Origin of the sequence: Bradyrhizobium sp. 87, assembly GCF_023073015.1 — a bacterium.
Taxonomy (GTDB): Bacteria; Pseudomonadota; Alphaproteobacteria; order Rhizobiales; family Xanthobacteraceae; genus Bradyrhizobium; species Bradyrhizobium canariense_D.
Map to the genome: position 1 here is coordinate 711,456 of NZ_JADPIQ010000048.1, position 19,939 is coordinate 731,394.

The window sequence follows — 19,939 nt, forward strand, 5'->3', positions numbered from 1 at the left end:
AATAGAGACGTCATTCGCCTCGCTATTCGCGATCCCACAATTCGATGCCCGCGATTTAATGAACTAGTCCCACACGGGAGGTCTTCCATGAACATCATGAACGTCGACTACTCGACCAAGATTCCGAACAACGTCAATTTGGCCGAAGACCGCCAGGTGCTCAAGGCGCTGGAAGGCTGGCATCCCGGCTACATGGACTGGTGGAAAGACATGGGGCCGGAAGGCTTCCAGGAATCGCTGGTGTACTTGCGCACCGCCTATTCGGTCGATCCGCGCGGCTGGGCCAAGTTCGACTATGTGCGGATGCCCGAGTATCGCTGGGGCATTCTCCTTGCTCCCCAGGAAGAGAACCGCGTCGTGCCGTTCGGCGAGCATTTTGGCGAGCCGGCCTGGCAGGAAGTCCCGGGCGAGTATCGCGCCATGCTGCGCCGTCTGATCGTGATCCAGGGCGACACCGAGCCCGCCTCCGTCGAGCAGCAGCGCCATCTCGGCAAGACCGCGCCCTCGCTGTACGACATGCGCAATCTGTTCCAGGTCAATGTCGAGGAAGGCCGTCACCTCTGGGCGATGGTGTACCTGCTGCAAAAGTACTTTGGTCGCGACGGACGTGAAGAGGCCGACGATTTGTTGCGCCGCCGCTCGGGCGACGCCGACTCGCCGCGCATGCTGGGCGCCTTCAACGAGGCGACGCCGGACTGGCTGTCCTTCTTCATGTTCACCTACTTCACCGACCGCGACGGCAAGATGCAGCTGCACTCGCTTGCGCAGTCCGGCTTCGATCCCCTGTCGCGCACCTGCCGCTTCATGCTGACGGAAGAAGCGCACCACATGTTCGTCGGCGAGACCGGCATCACCCGCGTCGTGCAGCGCACCTGCGATGCGATGCGCGAAGCCGGCATCACCGATCCCACCGACATCGCGAAGGTCCGCGCGCTCGGCGTGATCGACCTGCCGACCATTCAGAAGAAGCTGAACCTGCACTATACGCTGTCGCTCGATCTGTTTGGCTCGGAAGTCTCGACCAACGCGGCGAACGCCTTCAACACCGGCATCAAGGGTCGCTATCACGAGACCCAGATCGACGACGATCATCAGCTCAAGAACGCCACCTATCCGGTGCTGAAGTTCATCGACGGTGAGATCAAGCTCGTCGACGAGCCGGCGCTGACCGCGCTCAACATGCGCCTGCGCGACGATTACAGCCAGGATTGCGTCAAGGGCATGCTGCGCTGGAACAAGGTGATCTCGACCGCGGGCTACCAGTTTCAGCTCAAGCTGCCCAACGTCGCCTTCCACCGCCATATCGGCGAGTTCAAGGGCATCCACGCGACGCCCGACGGCATTTTGATCGACGATGCCACCTGGGCGAAGCGCAAGGACGAATGGCTGCCCTCGACCGCGGACGGCGACTTCATCACCTCGCTGATGCAGCCCGTCACCGAGACCGGCCAGTTCGCCTCCTGGATCTCACCGCCGAAAGTCGGCATCGACAACAAGCCCGGCGATTTCGAATATGTGAGGATCGAGTCGTAAGGGCCGCCAGCGAGGCGCGACGGCCGCGCTACATACTCACCTGTCGTCCCGGCGAAGGCCGGGACTACACCGGAGTGTGAGGTGAGGGCGTCGTGCTGACGCGCCCCCGCCTACCCCGCGATCTCCAGCCCCGCGTTCGCGTACACCACGCCGCCATCCACCGCGATGGTGTTGCCGACCACGTAGTCACCCGCGCGCGAGGCGAGATAGATCGCCACGCCGGCCATGTCCTCGTCGGTTCCGATCCGCCGCGCCGGAATGCGCTTGGCGACCTCGTCCGAATGGTCGCGCGCAGCCCGGTTCATGTCGGACTTGAACGCGCCGGGCGCGATCGCGGTGACGTTGACGTTGTCCTTGATCAGTTTCGTCGCCATGCGCCGCGTCAAATGGATCACCGCGGCCTTGCTCGCGGCATAGGAGTAGGTCTCGCCGGGATTGACGAAAATGCCGTCAACCGAGGCGATGTTGATGACCTTGGCGGGCCGCTCATGCGAAGCCGCCGCGCGCAGCGGCTTGGCCAGCGCCTTGGTCAGGAAGAACAGCGACTTGACGTTGAGGTCCATCACCTTGTCCCAGCCGCTTTCGGGGAATTCGTCGAACTCCGCGCCCCAGGCAGCCCCTGCATTGTTGACGAGGATGTTGAGCTTCGGCTCCAGCTTGATGATTTCGCGAGCGAGCCTGTCGCAGCCGTCGACGGTCGAGATGTCGATCGGCAGCGCGATGCACTCACCGTCATATCGGCCTGACAGCTCTCTCGCGGTGGCCTCGCAAGGTCCTGCCTTGCGCGCGGTGATGTAGACCTTCGCGGCTCCCGCGCTGAGAAATCCCGCCGCGATCATCTTGCCGATGCCGCGCGAACCACCGGTCACCAGCGCGACGCGGCCTTTGAGCGAGAACAGATCGTTGAACATGGTGCCTCCCTTGGTGTTTGGCGACGTTTTGAGCGGGGTAGGGAGGGGAGTCAAGGAAAGTGCCGCATCGTCGTCCTGGCTTTCGCCATGCGACGTCCGAGTTCGGGCAGCCAAGACGGAGAGATTAAGCCGCCGCGATCCTGCGGAAGCCGTTCCACATCGCGGTCGCGGCGCCCGAGGTCAGCACCGGCAGAATCCGCGTGTCCTGGTAATTGCCGTTGAGCGAGACCCGTGGCAGCGCCGTCATGCGGCCGGCGTCTTCGGCGAACAGCATGCCGGGCCGCGTCGTCACCGCGGTCTTGAAGCCGGCGGATGCAGCGAGCACGAATTCACGCTCGCCCGCCGCCTCGCGATCGCCATAGGGATAGGCCAGATGTTGAACGTTGCGGCCGAGCGCCTGCTCGATCCGCGCGCGGCTCACGGCCATCTCCTGCGTGGCGATCGCTTCGCTTTGCTTGGCGAGATTGCAATGGCTGACGGAATGCGCGCCGATCGTGACCAGGGGATCGGCGGCAAATGTCTTCACCTCGTCCCAGGACAGGCAGAGGCTGCGGCACAGCGCGGCCATGTCGACGCCGTACTTCGTGCAGAGCGCCTCGATCTCGCGCTTGAGATCGTGCTCGCCGGGCAGTGCGCGCAACCAGTCGTGCAGGCGATCGAACGCCACCTGCTTGGCGGCTGGCGTCGTCGCATCGAGCCGCAGCGCGGCATTGCCGATCGTCACCTCGATCTGCTCGGTCTTGGCGATCACGGCCTCCAGCGCCTCCCACCACAGCCGGCCCGTCCCCTCCGCGAAATCGCTGGCGACATAGACCGCCAAGGGCGCGTCAAATTCGCGCAGAACCGGCAGCGCAAAATCGAGATTGTCGCGATAGCCATCGTCGAGCGTGAAGGCGGCGAAGCGGCGGTCGAACCGGCGCCGCACCAGCCGCTCGTGCAGCTCGTCCATGCTGACGATGTCGATCTCGCGCGCGCGCAGGTGGCGCAGTGTGGCACGCAGGAATTCGGGGGTGACTTCGAGATGCCGGTTCGGCTGGAACGCCGCGCCGCGGGCCGGCCGCACGTGATGCAGCATGAATATGGCGCCGACGCCCGACAAAAGCGGACGCAACAGGTGGTGGGCGCCGCTGAAATAGAGTGCTTCCAGCCCGGCGCGGATGACGTTGTTACGGAGTTGTTTCATGACCCGCTGGCGGACTTTGGCATTCCGCTTTCAACTTACGGAAGAACCCTTGAAGAAAAAGTTATTCCAATTGTCCAGGCCCGGCCTTCGGAAGGGCGTCATTTCCGGTTTGACAGCCTGCCAAGGGTTTGTTTTGTCTCCGGTTCCAGAGTTCGGGTCGTCGAATGCACAAGCTTTTCAGGTGGGCCAGCAAATGGTGGCCGGGGCTGATCCCCTTGGCCGTCATGTGGGGATTTGCGGCCTGGAATAACACTTTGCCGGTCGAGGCGGACCTTTCCGCCCGCAGCTCGGCGGCGCTAAAGGATACCGTTCTGGACAAGACCCGGATCGCGGTGGATGGCCGCGACGTCAGCCTGGCTGCGGACGCGTTTTCTGAGGAGGGGCGCCGCGACGCTGTTGTGGCGGTCGAGACCGTCCCCGGCGTGCGCCTGGTCGACGACCGGACCCGCCTCGTGCCCGAGGCAAAGCCCTTCGTCTGGAACGCCGAGCGCGACGTGGTGCGGGTGACGCTGTCAGGCTCCGCGCCCCTGCCGTCGATGAAGGGCCGCCTGACCGAGGCGGCCCGCAAGGAGGTCGGCGGCACCGAGGTGGCCGATCAGATGGGTTTGGCCCGCGGCGCACCGCCGCGGTTCGAGGCGGCTGCGATGCTGCTGCTCGACCAGATCGGCAAGCTCAAGGACGGCAAGATCACGATCACAGACACCAAAGTCACTCTGTCAGGGATGGCGCGCGATCTCGGCGGCCGCGAAGCGGTCGCAGCGGCCCTTAAAAACCTGCCCGAGGGCTTTTCGATCGCCGCCAACGATGTCAAGGCGCCGCCTTACGTGTTCCAGGCTTACAAGGATCCGGTGGCCGCGACGGTGACGCTGACCGGCTATGTTCCCGACAACAATGTCCACGCGGCCATCGCCACCAGCGCGTCGCGGAAATTCTTCAACGAAAAGGTTGTCGACAATCTCAAGGCCAGCGTCGGCGCGCCCGGCTCCTTCAGCCCCGCCGTGGTCGCAGCGCTCGGCGCGCTGTCGCGACTGTCGACCGGCACGCTCGTCGTGTCCGACCGCGAGGTGAAGCTGTCGGGCGATGCGCTCTATGAAGGTGCCGCCAACGACATCCGCGCAGGCCTCGGCAAGGATTTTCCGAAAAACTGGCAGTACAAGCCGGAAATCACGGTGAAACCCGCGGCCGGGCCGGTCGACGGCACCGTGTGCCAGCAATTGTTCTCCGAGCTCTTGGCCAAGGCCAAGATTCGCTTCGGGGCGAAGCGCGCCGAGATCGATCCGGATTCCGCCGGCATTCTTGATCATCTGATCGAGACGGCATTGCGATGTCCCACCACCAATATCGAGGTCGCCGGGCATACCGATGCCGACGGCGAGGATTCCTTCAACCAGGCACTGTCGGAGAAGCGCGCGAAGGCGGTGATCGACTACCTGGTCAAGGCCGGCTTGCCTGGCAACCGGTTCACCGCGGTCGGCTACGGCAGCACGCAGCCCGTCGCCGGCAATGACAGCGAAGACGCCAAGGCGCAGAACCGCCGCATCGAATTTCTGGTGAGGTGACGATGCCCTATCTCGTCTCGTTCCATCTGGGCTGGCTGATCGGCTCGCTGCTGCTCGGCTTCTGCATGGGCTGGATCTCGGTGGTCCAACGCGGCAACGGCACCTCGAAGGTGACCGCGCGCTGGCTCGCCGTGCTTGTTGCCGGCCTGGTCGCGGCCTCGTTCGCGCATGTGGTCCCCGGTCGCTTCGGCTACTGGCTCGACCTCGGCCTGGTCATGTTCGCCTGCTACCTCGTCGGCGGCGGCATCGGCGCCTGGCTGCGCGACCGTGTGGTCGCGCGCAGCATGCCACCGGCCTGAGCGGCTGAGCTGAGAGGCAAACGCGCGCCCGCTATCGCGCTCATCAACTTGCGCTGCCATCAGATTTCCAGGGCGACAAAGCGCGCTTGACAATAATACGTACGTACGTATTATAACGCCATGCCCAAGCCCTCGCTCAAAGACGCCATTCTCGACGCCGGCCTGAAGGTCATGTTTCGGACCGGCTATCACGGCACCAGCGTGCGCGACGTCACCACTGCTGCGGGCGCGCCGCAGGGGTCCTTCACCAATCATTTCCGCTCCAAGGAAGCGTTCGCCTCCGAGGTGCTCGACCGCTACTTCGAGATCACAAGGGGGCTGGTCGCCGAGGCGCTCGACGACACCTCGCTGACCCCGCGGGCTCGGCTGAAGCGCTACCTGGACATCATCATTGGCCGGCTCGAAGCGGACGGCTACGGCCGCGGCTGTCTGATCGGCGATCTCAGTCTGGAGGCGACCGGCAGCAGCGAGATGCTGCGCGCGCGCCTTGCGGCCATCTTTGCTGAATGGCGCATGCCGTTCGCCGCCTGCATCAGGGATGCCCAAACCAGCGGCGAGATCGCATCCGATTTCGAGCCCGAGGAGCTCGCAGACTTCCTGCTCGCGTCCTGGCAGGGCGCGATCCTGCGCATGAAGGTCGACCGCAATCCCAAAGCGCTCGAACGTTTCAAGAGCATCGCATTCCAAACCGTGTTCAAGGAGCTGACATGACCAAGCAGATCGACATCAAGCTTCGCAAAGCGTCCGTCCTCGGAAGCGGCATGGCCTATCGTGAGGCAGGCGCGCAGAACGCGCCGGTCGCGCTCTTCCTGCACGGCAATCCGACGTCCTCGCACATCTGGCGCAACATCATGCCCCTGGTGTCACCGGTCGCGCATTGCCTCGCGCCCGACAACATCGGCTTCGGTCAGTCCGGCAAGCCCAACATCGCCTATCGCTTCTTCGACCACGTCCGCTATCTCGATGCCTTCATCGAACAGCGCGGCATTACGTCGGCCTATCTGGTCGCGCAGGATTGGGGCACGGCGCTCGCATTTCATCTTGCGGCGCGCCGGCCGGATTTCGTGCGCGGCCTTGCCTTCATGGAATTCATTCGTCCGATGCCGACCTGGCAGGACTTCCACGACACCGAGGTTGCCGCAGAGCAGGAGCATGCCGAGGCGGCGCGGGCGGCCTTCCGTAAATTCAGGACGCCGGGCGAGGGCGAGGCGATGATCCTCGAGGCGAATGCCTTCGTCGAGCGCGTGCTACCCGGCGGCATGGTCCGCAAGCTCAGCGATGACGAGATGGCGCCCTATCGCGCGCCGTTTCCAACACCAGAGAGCCGCCGGCCCGTTCTTGCACTTCCGCGCGAACTGCCGATCGCAGGCGAGCCCGCTGACGTTTATCAGGCTCTGCAGTCCGCGCATGCAGCGCTGGCCGCGTCGTTCTATCCAAAGCTCCTGTTCACCGGCGAGCCCGGAGCTCTGGTCTCACCGGAATTTGCCGAACGGTTTGCAGCCTCCCTGAAGCACTGCGCGCTGGTTCGTCTCGGCGCCGGCCTGCATTTCCTCCAGGAGGATCACCCCGAGGCGATCGGGCGCTCCGTCGCCGGCTGGATCGCGGGCATCGAGGCAGTGCGCCCGCAGCTTGCGGCCTGAGCAGAACGCTACCTCCGAACGACGTGCTCATCGCGGCCGCTGGCGGGCGGCCGCAATGACGTCTGTGATGTCGCAGTGCAACCGGATGATCGAGCGCGAGCCGTCGGCCACGTAATCGTGCGCGCCGCAGCGGCCGCGCGCGGCGCGACCCTCTTTCAACAGCGAAATCCCGCCCATAGATTGATTTCGACTTAAGCCGTGACGGAACATTGTACGGCCGAAATCATCAAAACTTCATGGCGTCTGCGCCAGGATGGCCATGGAGATTCGCGTCAGGCTTGCCGCCGAAAGCGCCAAACCGTGCATCAGGAGCCCGCAACCTGCCTAAAACCTTGAAGCCACGACTTTTTGTTCGAATTGTCGAATTCCACTCCGCCCCAAAACGCGCTAGTGGAGGGGCAGGGGGCATGCGCGATGCCGGAGCCGCCGGCGAGGATTCGTCGGGTGCCTGCGTGTCGTCCGCCTGTTCGCCGGCCACCCTGGCCGCTGAAGCGTTGTTCGAGGTTTAGATGCTGGAAGCCATACGCGGGGCGATGTCGTTTCTGCGCCAGAAGCAAATCCTGCATAAGCTTGGAGTTGTGATCAGCGTCGCGGTCATCGGCATCGCTTGCTATGTGCTCTACCACATGCTGCGCGGCATCGATGTCAACGAAGTCCTCGAAGCGATCAAGAGCACCGAGCCGAGCCAGATCGCGATGGCGGCGCTGTTCGTCGCTGCGGGCTATTTCACGCTGACCTTCTACGACCTGTTCGCCGTGCGCGCGATCGGCCATCCCCACGTGCCCTATCGGATTAACGCGCTCGCTGCCTTCACCAGCTATTCGATCGGCCACAATGTCGGCGCCAGCGTCTTCACCGGCGGCGCGGTGCGCTACCGCATCTATTCCGCCTATGGCCTGAACGCGATCGACGTCGCAAAGATCTGCTTCCTCGCCGGCCTGACCTTCTGGCTCGGCAATGCCGCGGTGCTGGGCCTCGGCATCTCCTATCATCCGGAAGCCGCGGCCTCGATCGACATGCTTCCGCCCTGGCTGAACCGGATGCTGGCGATGATGATCATCGTCGGACTGGTCGCTTACGTGGTCTGGGTCTGGACCCAGCCGCGCATGGTCGGCCGCGGGCCCTGGACCGTGATGCTGCCGGGCGGCCCGCTGACGCTGCTCCAGATCGCGATCGGCATCATCGATCTCGGCTTCTGCGCGCTCGCGATGTACGTGCTGGTCCCTGACGAGCCCAATCTCGGTTTCGTGGTGGTCGCGGTGATCTTCGTCTCGGCCACGCTGCTCGGCTTTGCCAGCCATTCGCCCGGAGGCCTTGGCGTGTTCGACGCGGCGATGCTGGTCGGGCTCTGGCAGATGGACCGCGAGGAGCTGCTGGGCGGGATGCTGCTGTTCCGCGTCCTCTATTATCTGTCCCCTTTTGTCATATCTGTAATCTTGCTGACGTTTCGCGAAGTTATCATCGGCGCACGATCGAAGCGCCTGCAGCAGGCTGCGCTCAAGCTCGACCCCGGCCCCGCGCCTGAAGCCGCTTACGTGAGAAAGCGCAGCGACAGCGGCGCCTGACCGGCGCAAGGCCTTTTGGAGAAGCCCGCCCCGATGGCGATCGACGCCCCAACTTCTCCCTCCTCCCCGCCCTGGTCCGACCGGCTGCGGCACTCGACCGTCATCCTGATCGCCGCGGCGCTCGCGCTATCCGTGGTGGTCTCGCTGGGGGAATTATCGGCGCTGCATGCGATTGCGGTGTTCCTCTGCATCGCGGCCGCAGCGCTGATCCCGTGGCGCCTGCACGATACCGCCGCCTCGCGCGAAGAGACCCGCCGCGTCAACCCGGTCGAGAGCGCGGCGGTCGCCGCAGTGGTCGCCGGCATGCCCGATCCCGCGGTGCTGCTCGACCGCGCCGGCCGCGTCATCCATCTCAACGCCGCAGCCGCCCAGCTCGCGCCGGCACTGCGCCGGAATGAGCTCGCCCAGTTCGCGCTGCGCTCGCCCGAGATCATCACGGCGCTGCGCGAGTCGATCGCGACCACCGAGCCGCGGCGCGCGACCTATCTCGACCATGTCCCGGTCGATCGCTGGATGGAGCTGACCATCACGCCGGTGCCGGTGCCGACCACCTTTGGCGGCGCCGACAAATGCATGCTGATGACCTTTCACGACCAGACGCCGCTGCGCCGGGTCGAGGAAATGCGGGCCGATTTCGTCGCCAATGCCAGCCACGAGCTGCGCACGCCGCTGGCCGCGCTGTCCGGCTTCATCGACACGCTCCAGGGCCAGGCCAAGGACGATCCCAAGGCGCGCGAGCGCTTCCTCGGCATCATGCACAACCAAGCCACCCGGATGGCGCGCCTGATCGACGATCTCTTGTCGCTGTCGCGGGTGGAGCTGTCGGCCCATGTGCGGCCCGACACCCTGGTCGACCTGCTGCCGATCATCTTGCAGGTCGCCGATGGGCTCGAGCCGCTGGCGCGGGAACGCCAGGTCGAGGTCGAGACCCAGCTGCCCGAGACCCCGGTGCTGATCGCGGGGGACCGCGAGGAGTTGCTCCGCCTGTTCGAGAATTTGATCGAGAACGCGCTCAAATACGGCGCCTCCGGTGGACGCATTATCGTGTCGCTGATATCAGGCGCGGCCCCTGATGGAACTCAGGAAATCCGGGTGCTGGTCCGGGATTTCGGCCCCGGCATCGCGCCGGAGCACCTGCCGCGGCTGACCGAGCGCTTCTACCGGGTCGATGTCGGCGACAGCCGCTCGCAGGGCGGCACCGGCCTGGGATTGTCGCTGGTGAAACATATTCTTAACCGTCATCGCGGCCGGCTTTTGATCGAAAGCGTGCCCAAACAGGGCGCCACTTTCACCGCCTGTTTTCCCCAGGGCAAGCCTGCGGCTCTGAGCTAAATTCCAGCGATTTCAGCTGCTTAACACTGTCATCCGACTGTCACCAAACCTTCGTAAAAGCTCAGCTGTCCGCTCCTAAAGGGGCGGCACGGGGAGCGCGATCGGGCGCGGATGGCGCTTCGCTCCCCTGTATGGAGACCAGCATGAATTTCCTCAAAACACTCGTCGCTGCTGGCATTGTCGCCGCATCGACGACGGCGGCCTTTGCTGCCGACATCACCGGAGCCGGCGCGACGTTCCCGTTCCCGATCTATTCCAAATGGGCCGACGCCTACAAGAAGGAGACCGGCAACGGTCTGAACTACCAGTCGATCGGCTCCGGCGGCGGCATTAAGCAGATCCAGGCCAAGACCGTGACCTTCGGCGCCAGCGATGCGCCGCTCAAGGCCGAGCAGCTCGAGAAGGACGGCCTCGTCCAGTGGCCGATGGTGATGGGTGCCATCGTGCCCGTCGTCAACATCGAGGGCGTGAAGCCCGGTGAACTGGTGTTCGACGGCGAGACGCTGGCCAGCATCTATCTCGGCAAGATCACCAAATGGGACGACGCCGCGATCAAGAAGCTCAACCCGAACGTGAAGCTGCCCTCGGAGGCCATCACCGTGGTCCGCCGTTCGGACGGTTCGGGCACCACCTTCAACTTCACCAACTACCTCGCCAAGGCCAGCGCGGATTGGAAGAGCAAGGTCGGTGAGGGTACCGCGGTCGAGTGGCCGGTCGGCGTCGGCGCCAAGGGCAATGAAGGCGTGTCCGGCAACATCAGCCAGACCAAGAACTCGATTGGCTATGTCGAGTACGCCTATGCCAAGCAGAACAAGCTGACCTACACCGGTCTCATCAACAAGGCCGGCAAGCCTGTGCAGCCCACCGTCGAAGCCTTCCAGGCGGCCGCCTCCAACGCCGACTGGGCCAAGGCTCCCGGCTACTACGTCATCCTGACCGACCAGCCCGGCGAGAAATCCTGGCCGATCACGGCGGCGACCTTCATCCTCATGCACAAGGACGCCACCGACAAGGCGGCCTCGCAGGAAGCCATCAAGTTCTTCCGCTGGGCCTTCAAGAGCGGCGGCAAGGCGGCTGAAGAGCTCGACTACATCCCGATGCCGGATCCGGTCGTTCAGCTGATCGAGAAGACCTGGGCTGCCGACATCAAGAGCTAGGTTCGCGACGCTCGTGCCCCGGATGCGCTGCGCTGCATCCGGGGCACGGACCAACAAAAAACGTATACTATTTGGTACAGGGGATCGGCGTGGCAGAGATGGCCGTTCAGAGCGATGTAATCGACGACGCCGGACCGTATGACCGCGCCAAGGCCTTGAGCGCGTTCAAGCTCGGCGACGTTACCTTCTACTGGATTACGCGGCTCTCCGCGATCTCGGTGCTTCTGATCCTCGGCGGCATCATCATTTCGCTGATCGTCGGCGCTTTCCCGGCGATGAAAGAATACGGCGTCTCCTTCCTGTGGACGCAGCGCTGGGCGCCCTCCGCAGATCCGCCGGTGCTCGGCGCGCTCGGGCCGATGTACGGCACGCTCGTCACCTCCTTCATCGCGATGCTGATCGCCATTCCCGTGGGTCTCGGCATTGCGATCTTCCTCACCGAGCTCTGCCCGCAATGGCTGCGCCGCCCGATCGGCATGGCAATCGAGCTGCTCGCCGGTATTCCCTCGATCATCTACGGCATGTGGGGCTTCTTCGTGTTGGGTCCGTTCCTGGCCAACACGTTCCAGCCCTTCATGATCAAGATCTTCGACGGCGTTCCCGTGCTGGGCGCGATCTTCGCAGGTCCCCCGTCCTATCTCAGCCTGTTCAATGCCGCGCTGATCCTTGCCATCATGGTGCTGCCCTTCATCACCTCGATCTCGGTCGACGTGTTCAAGACGGTGCCTCCGGTCCTGAAGGAAGCCGCCTACGGCGTCGGCTGCACCACATGGGAAGTCGTCCGCAGCGTGGTGATCCCCTACACCCGGGTCGGCGTCATCGGCGGCATCATGCTGGCGCTGGGCCGCGCGCTCGGCGAGACCATGGCGGTGACCTTCATCATCGGCAACTCGTTCCGGATCTCGTCATCGATCTTTGCGCCGGGCACCACGATCTCGGCGGCGATCGCATCCGAGTTCGCCGAGAGCGACGGCCTGCACCAATCCGGCCTGATCCTGCTCGGCCTCCTGCTGTTCGTTCTGACCTTCTTCGTGCTCGCAGCGGCGCGGCTGATGCTGATGCGGCTGGAAAAGAAGGCGGGGAATTAGCGCCATGAATCCGATCTATTCACGCCGACGCCGCAAGGACATCGTCGTCCGCGGGCTCTGCATCGCCGCAACCGCCTTCGGCGTCACCTGGCTCGCGCTGATCCTGATCACGCTGCTCTACAACGGGCTGGCGGGACTCAATGTCCAGCTGTTCACCGAGAACACGCCGCCACCGGGATCGAACGAGGGCGGTCTGCTCAACGCCATCGTCGGCTCGCTGATCATGACCGTGATCGGCGTCGGCATCGGCGCGCCGCTCGGTATGTTCGCCGGCACCTATCTCGCCGAATACGGCCGCAATGACCGGCTGACCTCGGTGATCCGCTTCATCAACGACATCCTGCTCTCGGCGCCCTCGATCATCATCGGCCTGTTCATCTACGGCGCCGTGGTGGTGCCGATGCGCGGCTTCTCGGCGATCGCAGGCTCGCTCGCCCTCGCGGTCATCGTGATCCCGGTGGTGCTGCGCACGACCGAGGACATGCTGCTGCTGGTGCCGAACGCGTTGCGCGAGGCGGCCTCGGCGCTCGGCCTGCCGCGTTCGCTGGTGATCAAGCGGATCGCTTATCGTGCTGCCCGATCGGGTCTCATCACCGGCGTGCTGCTCGCGACCGCTCGCGTCGCCGGTGAAACCGCGCCGCTGCTGTTCACCGCGCTATCGAACCAGTTCTTCAGCCTCGGCCTGAACAAGACGATGGCGAACCTGCCTGTGACCATCAACAACTTCGTGCAGAGCCCCTATGCCTATTGGAAGCAGTTGGCCTGGAGCGGGGCGCTGCTCATCACCCTGACCGTTCTTGCCCTTAATATTTTCGCGCGCATCCTTGGCGCCGAGAGGACCGCAAAATGAGTGATCTTTCCGTGTCGATGAGCGCGTCCGGTGGACTGCCGCACGCGGCGGTGCTGCCCGAGGCGCCCCCCAAGGTGACCGTGCGTAACCTGGACTTCTATTACGGCGAGCACCATGCGCTGAAGAACATCAACCTGACGCTCGGCGCCAACCGCGTTACGGCGTTCATCGGTCCGTCGGGCTGCGGCAAGTCGACCCTGCTGCGCATCTTCAACCGGATGTACGACCTCTATCCCGGCCAGCGCGCCACCGGTCAGCTCATGCTCGATCAGACCAACATTCTCGACCCCAGGCTGGACCTCAATTTGCTGCGCGCCCGCGTCGGCATGGTGTTCCAGAAGCCGACGCCGTTCCCGATGACGATCTACGAGAACATCGCGTTCGGCATCCGTCTCTATGAGAAGATCTCGAAGTCCGAGATGGACGGCCGCGTCGAGAAGGCGCTGCGCGGCGGCGCGCTGTGGAACGAGGTCAAGGACAAGCTCAACGCCTCCGGCCTGTCGCTCTCCGGCGGCCAGCAGCAGCGCCTCTGCATCGCCCGCACCGTCGCGGTGCGGCCCGAGGTGATCCTGTTCGACGAACCCTGTTCGGCGCTCGACCCGATCTCGACCGCCAAGGTCGAGGAGCTGATCCAGGAGCTGTCCGAGGATTACACGATCGCTATCGTCACCCACAACATGCAACAGGCGGCGCGCGTCTCCGACAAGACCGCCTTCATGTATCTCGGCGAGCTGATAGAGTTCGACGACACCAGCAAGATCTTCACGTCGCCGTCAGATCGGCGCACGCAGGATTACATCACCGGCCGGTTCGGCTAGGAGACGCGACATGGGTTCTGAACATACCGCAAAGGCTTTCGACACCGACCTCCAGGAACTCACTCGCCTGGTCGCCGAGATGGGCGGCATCGCCGAGCGCATGATCGTCGAGTCCGTCGACGCGCTGATCCGCCGCGACGTCCCGCTCGGCCAGCGCGTCGTCGCCATCGACACCGAGCTCGACGCGCTGCAGAAGCGCATCGAGGAGCGTGCGGTGCTCACCATCGCCCGCCGCCAGCCGATGGCGGTCGATCTGCGCGAGATCGTCGGCGCCATGCGCGTCGCGACCGATCTCGAGCGCATCGGCGACCTCGCCAAGAACATGGGCAAGCGCGTCGCGGCGCTGGAGACGGACTTCCATCCGCTCAAGCTGTTCCGCGGCCTCGAGCACATGACCGACCTCGTGCAGCAGCAGGTCAAGTCGGTGCTGGACGCCTATGCCGCGCATGATTTGCCGGCGGCGATGGCGGTGTGGAAGGGCGACGAGGAAGTCGACGCCATCTGCACCTCGCTGTTCCGCGAACTCCTCACCTACATGATGGAGGATCCGCGCAATATCTCGTTCTGCATCCATCTGATGTTCTGCGCCAAGAACATCGAGCGGATCGGCGACCACGCCACCAATATCGCCGAGACCGTGTTCTACATGATCGAGGGCCAGGCGATCACCGACAAGCGGCCGAAGGGCGACATGACGACCTTTGCCAACACGGTACCGAACACCTGAAGACTTAAGGAGCGACGACCCGATGGGCGCACGCATTATGGTGGTTGAGGACGAGGAAGCCCTGACCGAGCTTCTCCGCTACAACCTCGAAGGCGACGGCTATGACGTCGAGACGGTGATGCGCGGCGACGACGCCGACACCCGCCTCAAGGAGCACATCCCCGATCTGATCGTGCTCGACTGGATGCTGCCGGGCCTGTCAGGCATCGAATTGTGCCGGCGGCTTCGCACCCGTCCCGAGACCAAGCAGCTCCCGATCATCATGCTCACCGCGCGCGGCGAGGAGAGCGAGCGGGTGCGGGGTCTTGCGACCGGCGCCGACGATTACATCGTCAAGCCGTTCTCGGTGCCGGAGCTGCTGGCGCGCGTGAAAGGCCTGCTGCGGCGCGCGAGCCCGGAGCGCCTCGCCACCGTCCTTGCTTTTGGCGACATCGAGCTCGACCGTGACAAGCGCCGCGTGGCGCGCTCGGGCCGGCCGATCGATCTCGGTCCGACCGAATATCGCCTGCTGGAGTTCTTCCTGGAGCATCCGGGACGGGTGTTCTCGCGCGAGCAGCTGCTCGACAGCGTCTGGGGCCGCGACATCTATATCGACGAGCGCACCGTCGACGTGCATATCGGCCGCCTGCGCAAGCTGCTCAATCTCGGCCGCGAGCAGGACCCGATCCGCACCGTCCGCGGCGCCGGCTACGCGCTGGATGATCGCTTCGCGAAGGCGGAGCAGGTGTAGGGTTGCAGGCTTGTTTGTTGGCGAGCTGTCCCTGCATTCTCAGCCGTCGTCCCGGACAAGCGAGCGAAGCGAGCGCTGATCCGGGACCCATAACCACCGAACGTGGTTTGGCGAAGACTCGGAGTGACCCCTTCCGCACGATTATTGCGTGCTCGGAGTATGGGTCCCGGCCCCCCGTGCGCAATTGCGCACTAGGCCGGGACGACACTGAAATTGTTGAACTGTCTTCGCGTGACGACTAACGGGGACCCGGCTTTACCGGTGCGCGGCGCCGATCCGACGCGGGCTGGTACGCAACGCGCGAGTGCTGGGCGCAATAGGGCAGTCCGGACAGCGCCCTTCCACCGCAGAAGAAGAAGTCCGGGCTCGAGGGATCGCCGACCGGCCAGTGGCAGGTCGCCTCGTTCAATTCCAGCAGCGACAGCCGCTGGCTCATCGGCACCACGTTGTCGTAGGTGACCGGATCCGGCTCAGCCTCGACCTCGAAGGCCTGCGCCAGCGCGGTGTTGCCGCGCGAGATCGGGCGGCTCACCCGCATCATGTGCTGCGCGGGGCGCGCCTTGCGCGGCCGCGGCGCTGCCGATGATGGGCTCTTGGCGCGGCCCGAAAGGCCGAGCCTGTGCACTTTGCCGATCACGGCATTGCGGGTCACATTGCCGAGCTCCGCCGCGATCTGGCTGGCCGAAAGTCCGGCCTCCCAGAGCTTTTTCAGCTGCTCGACGCGATCATCGGACCAGGTCAAAACCGTCATTGCACCCTTTCCCTCGCTGCGCGCCAGCCATCCTGGGGCCTCGCAGCGAATGCCTAAGCCTTCAAAAACCCGTGCCGCCAGAATCCCTTAAGGCTCGCCGGGCGCGTCTTGAACGCCCGAACGTTTACGCCGGTACATAAGGACTTAAAGATCAGAACCACTGCACGAGATGTCGTATCTGACAATCCAAACGCTACAATATGGCGTGACTCCCGCGCAAGAGTCCGCCGACTCGCTTCCACATGTTCCGTGGCCAAATCCCGCAAAATCGGCACCGCAAGACTACGGATTCAGCGTTTCGCGAGGCTTTCCGGGCGGCATTGACACCCGTTTCACCAGGCCTAAGATAGTCGCACGTGCCGCCCTCAAGAGGCGGCACGTTTCGTTTTCCGGGCCGGTCGATGGTGCGTTGCGCAATGCACGCTCACTCCGTCCGCAACATTCAAGTGACCATCATGACTAACAGCGCAGCGCCGCATTTGCTCCCCGTTTTCGCCAGGTCCGACCTTGGTTTCGAGCGTGGCGAAGGCTGCTGGCTGATCGCGACCAATGGCGAGCGCTATCTCGATTTCACCTCCGGGGTGGCGGTGAATGCGCTCGGCCATGCCCATCCGGCGCTGGTCGCGGCGTTGCAGGAGCAGGCCACCAAGCTCTGGCACATGTCGAATCTGTTCCAGAGCCCGGACGGCGAAAAGCTCGCCGCGCGCCTGTGCAATGAAAGTTTCGCGGATTTCGTGTTCTTCTGCAATTCCGGCGCCGAAGCGCTGGAATGCGTGATCAAGGTCGTGCGCCGTTATCACGCCGCAAAGGGTCATCCCGACCGCTATCGCATGATCACCTTCGAAGGCGCCTTCCATGGCCGCACGCTGGCGACGCTGGCCGCAACGGGATCGGCAAAATATCTCGAAGGTTTCGGCCCTCCGATGGAGGGCTTCGACCAGGTTGCGCATGGCGATCTCGATGCCGTGAAAAAGGCAATCGGTCCGCAGACCGCCGGCATCCTGATCGAGCCGATCCAGGGCGAGGGCGGTGTGCGTTCGGCAACGCCCGCCTTCCTGAGGGCGTTGCGCCAGCTCTGCGACGAGAAGGGTCTGTTGCTCGCCTTCGACGAGGTGCAGACCGGCATGGGCCGCACCGGCGATCTGTTCGCGTACCGCCGCCTTGGCGTCGAACCCGACGTGATGTCGCTGGCCAAGGCGCTCGGCGGCGGCTTCCCGATCGGCGCCTGCCTTGCGACCGCCGAAGCGGCGTCCGGCATGACGCCGGGCTCGCACGGCTCGACCTTCGGGGGCAATCCGCTCGCGATCGCGGCTGCGAACGCCGTGCTCGACGTCATGCTCAAGCCCGGCTTCTTCGACCACGTGCAGAGGATGTCGCTGCTGCTCAAGCAGAAGCTCGCCTCCGTGATCGACCGTCACGGCGATGTCGTCAGCGAAGTGCGCGGCGAGGGCCTCCTGATCGGCATCAAGGCCGTGGTGCCCTCCGGCGATCTCGTTGCAGCCTTGCGCGACCAAAAGCTGCTCACCGTCGGTGCCGGCGACAATGTCGTGCGTTTCCTGCCGCCTTTGATCGTCACCGAAGCCGAGATCGAGGACAGCGTCGGGCGGCTCGAGCGCGCCTGCACCGCGTTGTCCGGCAACAAGCGGGCGGCAAGCTGATGAGCAAGTCGCCCGATAAAACACCGAAGCACTTCCTCGATATCAACGAGCTGCCGCTGTCGGAGCTCAAGCGCATGCTCGCTGCGTCCTCCGCGATGAAGGCGAAGCAGAAGGCGCATCAGCCGGTCAGGCCGCTCGAAGGCAAGACCCTGGCGATGATCTTCGAGCGCCCCTCGACGCGGACGCGGGTGTCTTTCGACGTCGCCATGCGCCAGCTCGGCGGCGAGCCCATCATGCTCACCGGCGCCGAAATGCAGCTCGGCCGCGGCGAGACCATCGCCGACACCGCGCGCGTGCTGTCGCGCTATGTCGACGCCATCATGATCCGCATCCTCAATCACGATGCCCTGCTGGAGCTTGCAGCGAACGCCACCGTGCCCGTCATCAACGGCCTGACGCGCCGCTCGCATCCCTGCCAGGTGATGGCGGACCTCATGACCTACGAGGAACATCGCGGCCCGATCGAGGGCAAGACCGTGGCCTGGACCGGCGACGACAACAACGTGCTCGCCTCCTGGGCGCACGCCGCCGAGCGCTTCAAGTTCCAGCTCAATGTCGCGACGCCTCCGGAACTCGCGCCGAAAAAGGCGATGCGCGACTTCATCAAGGCGACCGGCGCGCCGATCATGCTCGGCACGGATGCCGAAGCCGCCGTGCGCGGCGCCGATTGTGTCGTGACCGACACCTGGGTGTCGATGGGCGACAAGGAAGGCAAGCACCGCCACAACGTGCTCAAGCCCTATCAGGTCAATGCGCAGCTGATGTCGCTTGCCAAGCCGGATGCGCTATTCATGCACTGCCTGCCCGCCCATCGCGGCGAGGAGGTCACCGACGAGGTGATCGACGGTCCACAATCCGTCGTGTTCGACGAGGCCGAAAACCGCCTGCACGCGCAAAAGGGCATTCTGGCCTGGTGCTTCGACGCGGTGAAGTAATCCGGGCCGGTATCCGCCGTGCCGGCGAAGTAGGTCTTCATCGTCGTCCTGGCCTTCGCCAGGACGACACCGAATTTGCCGTGCTTGCGTACGATCCGTGCTGCATTCTGGATGCAGCCCTCACCCCTTCCAATTCCGCCTTCCGACCCCAGATAAAGCGCCATGGTTTCCCAATCCCCTGATATGAAAACCGGGCCTGAAGGCCCGGTTCGCGCGCCATCCGCGGTTCCGATCGATGACGCCGTGCTGCCTTACGAGGTCGACGCGCTCGATGTGCGCGGTCGGCTGGTGCGGCTTGGTCCGGCGCTCGACGAAATCCTGACCAAGCACGATTATCCCGCGCCGGTCGGCAAGCTGCTCGGCGAGGCCATCGTGCTGACCACGCTGCTTGGCTCCTCGCTGAAGTTCGAGGGCCGCTTCATTCTCCAGGCCCAGACCGACGGTCCGGTGTCGTTCCTGGTCGTGGACTATCAGGCGCCGGATCGCCTGCGCGCCTATGCGCGCTACGACGCCGCGCGACTCGGCGAGGCCAAAGATACTGGCACGCATTCCGGCGCGCTGCTGGGCCACGGCCATCTCGCCATGACCATCGACCAAGGCCCCGACATGAGCCGCTACCAGGGCCTGGTCGCGCTCGACGGCGGCAGCCTCGAAGACGCCGCTCACGAATATTTCCTGCGCTCCGAGCAGATCCCGACACGCGTGCGTCTCGCTGTCGGCGAGGAATGGCGTTCGAACGACGGCGGCAAGCATCGCTGGCGTGCTGGCGGCATGCTGATGCAGTTCCTGCCGAAGGCGCCCGAGCGTGCGCGGCAGGCCGATCTGCATCCCGGCGATGCGCCCGAAGGCGTCGAAGTGCACGCCGTCGCTGAAGACGATGCCTGGGTCGAGGCACGCTCGCTGATCGAGACCGTCGAAGACGTTGAGCTGATCGATCCGGAGCTGTCCGGGGAGCGGCTGCTCTACCGCCTGTTCCACGAGCGCGGCGTGCGCGTGTTCAATCCGCTGCCCTTGAAGGCGCAATGCTCCTGCTCGCGCGATGCGGTGGCATCGATGCTAAAGAGCTTTTCGTCTGACGACCGTGCCGCGATGGTCAAGGACGACAAGGTCGTCGTGACCTGCGAGTTCTGCAGCTCGGTGTACGAGTTCACGCCGGATGAAGCAGGCGTGGAAGACGCGTAAGGCGTTAGCCTGCAGGTGCGA

General features: G+C 64.5%; 20 protein-coding genes. 16 read left to right on the forward strand and 4 right to left on the reverse strand.

Features of this window, described 5'->3' with window-relative positions; all coding sequences use genetic code 11:
• The first annotated feature begins 96 nt into the window (after positions 1–96).
• Complete coding sequence (gene boxB, locus IVB50_RS12860; RefSeq protein ID WP_026233075.1) at positions 97–1,533, forward strand: benzoyl-CoA 2,3-epoxidase subunit BoxB; 1,437 nt, start codon at positions 97–99, stop codon at positions 1,531–1,533.
• Positions 1,534–1,643: 110 nt separating this feature from the next.
• Here the strand turns inward: boxB and IVB50_RS12865 are convergent, their stop codons facing one another.
• Positions 1,644–2,444, reverse strand: coding sequence for an SDR family oxidoreductase (locus IVB50_RS12865; protein WP_018456053.1), 801 nt, complete (start codon positions 2,442–2,444; stop codon positions 1,644–1,646).
• A gap of 124 nt (positions 2,445–2,568) precedes the next feature.
• A complete protein-coding gene (locus IVB50_RS12870; protein WP_018456054.1) occupies positions 2,569–3,627 on the reverse strand; it encodes a polysaccharide deacetylase family protein in 1,059 nt (352 codons plus the stop codon).
• Positions 3,628–3,791: 164 nt separating this feature from the next.
• Between IVB50_RS12870 and IVB50_RS12875 the strand changes: the two genes are divergently transcribed.
• The 4 genes from IVB50_RS12875 to IVB50_RS12890 all read left to right on the forward strand — a co-directional run bounded on the left by IVB50_RS12875 (position 3,792) and on the right by IVB50_RS12890 (position 7,125).
• The gene (locus IVB50_RS12875; protein ID WP_018456055.1) at positions 3,792–5,186 is read left to right on the forward strand and encodes an OmpA family protein; all 1,395 of its coding nucleotides are present in this window, start codon (positions 3,792–3,794) and stop codon (positions 5,184–5,186) included.
• A gap of 2 nt (positions 5,187–5,188) precedes the next feature.
• Positions 5,189–5,485, forward strand: a complete 297-nt coding sequence (locus tag IVB50_RS12880) for a membrane protein (protein WP_018456056.1) — start codon at positions 5,189–5,191, stop codon at positions 5,483–5,485.
• Between the two features lie 120 nt (positions 5,486–5,605).
• Positions 5,606–6,196 (forward strand): TetR/AcrR family transcriptional regulator, encoded by a 591-nt coding sequence (locus tag IVB50_RS12885; protein ID WP_018456057.1) that lies wholly within the window; start codon positions 5,606–5,608, stop codon positions 6,194–6,196.
• A complete protein-coding gene (locus IVB50_RS12890) occupies positions 6,193–7,125 on the forward strand; it encodes a haloalkane dehalogenase (protein WP_018456058.1) in 933 nt (310 codons plus the stop codon). The genes IVB50_RS12885 and IVB50_RS12890 overlap by 4 nt, the downstream gene beginning before the upstream one ends.
• Before the next feature lie 27 nt (positions 7,126–7,152).
• Here IVB50_RS12890 and IVB50_RS12895 read toward each other — a convergent pair whose 3' ends face one another.
• Positions 7,153–7,302, reverse strand: coding sequence for a hypothetical protein (locus tag IVB50_RS12895; protein WP_018456059.1), 150 nt, complete (start codon positions 7,300–7,302; stop codon positions 7,153–7,155).
• 332 nt (positions 7,303–7,634) lie between these two features.
• On the opposite strand from IVB50_RS12895, the gene IVB50_RS12900 reads away from it, so the two are divergent.
• From IVB50_RS12900 to phoB, 8 genes are all read left to right on the forward strand, one after another.
• Complete coding sequence (locus IVB50_RS12900) at positions 7,635–8,690, forward strand: lysylphosphatidylglycerol synthase domain-containing protein (RefSeq protein WP_247295968.1); 1,056 nt, start codon at positions 7,635–7,637, stop codon at positions 8,688–8,690.
• A gap of 33 nt (positions 8,691–8,723) precedes the next feature.
• Positions 8,724–10,022, forward strand: coding sequence for an ATP-binding protein (locus tag IVB50_RS12905; protein ID WP_018456062.1), 1,299 nt, complete (start codon positions 8,724–8,726; stop codon positions 10,020–10,022).
• A gap of 143 nt (positions 10,023–10,165) precedes the next feature.
• The gene (gene pstS, locus IVB50_RS12910; protein WP_026233076.1) at positions 10,166–11,179 is read left to right on the forward strand and encodes a phosphate ABC transporter substrate-binding protein PstS; all 1,014 of its coding nucleotides are present in this window, start codon (positions 10,166–10,168) and stop codon (positions 11,177–11,179) included.
• A gap of 98 nt (positions 11,180–11,277) precedes the next feature.
• Positions 11,278–12,267, forward strand: coding sequence for a phosphate ABC transporter permease subunit PstC (gene pstC / locus IVB50_RS12915; RefSeq protein WP_018456064.1), 990 nt, complete (start codon positions 11,278–11,280; stop codon positions 12,265–12,267).
• Positions 12,268–12,271: 4 nt separating this feature from the next.
• Positions 12,272–13,117: a phosphate ABC transporter permease PstA gene (gene pstA / locus IVB50_RS12920; RefSeq protein ID WP_018456065.1), complete on the forward strand. Its 846-nt coding sequence runs from the start codon at positions 12,272–12,274 to the stop codon at positions 13,115–13,117.
• On the forward strand, positions 13,114–13,935 hold the full coding sequence (gene pstB, locus IVB50_RS12925) for a phosphate ABC transporter ATP-binding protein PstB (RefSeq protein WP_018456066.1): 822 nt from the start codon (positions 13,114–13,116) through the stop codon (positions 13,933–13,935). Before pstA ends, pstB begins: the two co-directional genes overlap by 4 nt.
• Before the next feature lie 10 nt (positions 13,936–13,945).
• Positions 13,946–14,662: a phosphate signaling complex protein PhoU gene (gene phoU, locus IVB50_RS12930; RefSeq protein WP_018456067.1), complete on the forward strand. Its 717-nt coding sequence runs from the start codon at positions 13,946–13,948 to the stop codon at positions 14,660–14,662.
• 22 nt (positions 14,663–14,684) lie between these two features.
• Positions 14,685–15,392: a phosphate regulon transcriptional regulator PhoB gene (phoB, locus tag IVB50_RS12935; protein WP_007597871.1), complete on the forward strand. Its 708-nt coding sequence runs from the start codon at positions 14,685–14,687 to the stop codon at positions 15,390–15,392.
• A gap of 238 nt (positions 15,393–15,630) precedes the next feature.
• Here the strand turns inward: phoB and IVB50_RS12940 are convergent, their stop codons facing one another.
• Positions 15,631–16,143 carry a GcrA family cell cycle regulator gene (locus IVB50_RS12940; RefSeq protein ID WP_007597869.1) on the reverse strand — a complete coding sequence of 171 codons (513 nt, stop codon included), beginning with the start codon at positions 16,141–16,143 and terminating at the stop codon, positions 15,631–15,633.
• Positions 16,144–16,598: 455 nt separating this feature from the next.
• On the opposite strand from IVB50_RS12940, the gene IVB50_RS12945 reads away from it, so the two are divergent.
• From IVB50_RS12945 to IVB50_RS12955, 3 genes are all read left to right on the forward strand, one after another.
• On the forward strand, positions 16,599–17,801 hold the full coding sequence (locus IVB50_RS12945) for an aspartate aminotransferase family protein (RefSeq protein ID WP_026233078.1): 1,203 nt from the start codon (positions 16,599–16,601) through the stop codon (positions 17,799–17,801).
• Entirely contained in the window at positions 17,801–18,736 is a 936-nt protein-coding gene (gene argF, locus IVB50_RS12950; RefSeq protein ID WP_018456070.1) for an ornithine carbamoyltransferase, read from the forward strand. Before IVB50_RS12945 ends, argF begins: the two co-directional genes overlap by 1 nt.
• A gap of 162 nt (positions 18,737–18,898) precedes the next feature.
• Positions 18,899–19,918 carry an Hsp33 family molecular chaperone gene (locus IVB50_RS12955; protein WP_026233079.1) on the forward strand — a complete coding sequence of 340 codons (1,020 nt, stop codon included), beginning with the start codon at positions 18,899–18,901 and terminating at the stop codon, positions 19,916–19,918.
• Positions 19,919–19,939: the final 21 nt, after the last annotated feature.